At 62.7% G+C, this 1,179-nt stretch carries 3 protein-coding genes; 1 reads left to right on the top strand and 2 read right to left on the bottom strand.

Annotated elements, in window-relative coordinates; genetic code table 11:
- Both A1351_RS04170 and A1351_RS04165 read right to left on the bottom strand, forming a co-directional pair.
- A partial coding sequence (locus tag A1351_RS04170; RefSeq protein ID WP_198162216.1) for a hypothetical protein occupies window positions 1-305 on the bottom strand: 305 nt, incomplete at its 3' end.
- 19 nt (window positions 306-324) lie between these two features.
- Complete coding sequence (locus A1351_RS04165; protein WP_245291570.1) at window positions 325-1,023, bottom strand: alpha/beta hydrolase; 699 nt, start codon at window positions 1,021-1,023, stop codon at window positions 325-327.
- On the opposite strand from A1351_RS04165, the gene A1351_RS25590 reads away from it, so the two are divergent.
- On the top strand, window positions 973-1,179 hold a 207-nt coding region (locus tag A1351_RS25590; protein WP_210178234.1), incomplete at its 3' end, for a hypothetical protein. The genes A1351_RS04165 and A1351_RS25590 overlap by 51 nt on opposite strands.

Below are 1,179 nucleotides of genomic sequence, written 5' to 3'. Positions count from 1 at the left end.
CTGACGCAGCCAAGCTCGATGATGGCAAGATCCAGCACAATCCGCACATAGGCGTTTCGCGCCAGCACGCCGATGCGGTCCCGGCGCGCGAGGCCCGCGGCCTGCAGCCTTTCCGCCGCGGCGAGTGCATCGTCTGCAAGCGTCGCATAGCTCGTGAACAGGCAGCCGGCGCGGTCAACGACAAGGACGCCGGCGTCCGGGGCCTCCCGCAGCTTGTCGAACAGGGCTTTCGGCGAGGTTGCGCTTGCAATATGCAGAATGTGAGCGAAAGCCCCGTCCCGAGAAGTTGTGTCGATGGAATTCATGATAGGCCTCGAAACGGCGTCAATCGCGGCGCAGCGCGCGGCGCAACGCTCCAATCTGCTCGTCAATGGCCCGCCTTGCGATAGCGGCGGAGTCGACCGCATCAAAGCCATGATAGGTGCCGGCGTAATTATGCAATTCTACTGACACGCCTGCATGCATCAGGCTCATCGCATAATCGATCCCCTCGTCGCGGAGCGGGTCCATTTCCGCCGTCATTACATAGGTCGGCGGCAAGCCGCTTAAATCGTTCGCCCGCGCCGGCGCGGCGTAAGCCGGGTGCTCCTGCCGCTGCTCGCCGAGATAGCGCCGCCACATATGGACGGAACTTGGCTGATCCCAGCCGGGCGTGGACACGCTCTCAATCATCGAGCGCGTCTGTAGGCGGTCGTCGAGCACAGGATAGAGAAGCATTTGCAATGCCACATTTGGGCCGCCGTCATCCCTGTTGCGCAAGAGGGCACCCGCCGCAAGGCACCCGCCGCAGCTTGCGCCAGCGACGGCGATGCGATTGCGGTCCACGCCGATCGACTCCGCATTTTCGACAGTCCAAAGGAGGCTCGCATAGCTATCGTCCAATGGTGCCGGATAGGGAAATTCGGGGCTCAATCGGTAATCGCAGGAGACGACGACGAGCCGCGCGCCATGGCACCACTTCAGACATCGCGCGTGCTCGAAATCGAGATCGCCGATCATGAAACCGCCGCCATGGAAAAACACGACGCAGGGCAGCGCCTCATCGACATTCGCCGGCCGATAAATCCGCAGCGCGACAGGCGCATCGGAAAGCGCGCAGCTCACGGTTCTGTCGCTAATGTCGAGCCCCGTTTCGAGCCTTCGCCAATAACCAGCCGTCCGGAACGCCGTCGCCATTCG

It is taken from the genome of Methylosinus sp. R-45379 (assembly GCF_001644125.1).
Lineage (GTDB): Bacteria > Pseudomonadota > Alphaproteobacteria > Rhizobiales > Beijerinckiaceae > Methylosinus.
The sequence above is the reverse complement of the archived record's forward strand: the minus strand, read 5'-3'. Positions and strand labels throughout refer to the sequence as shown.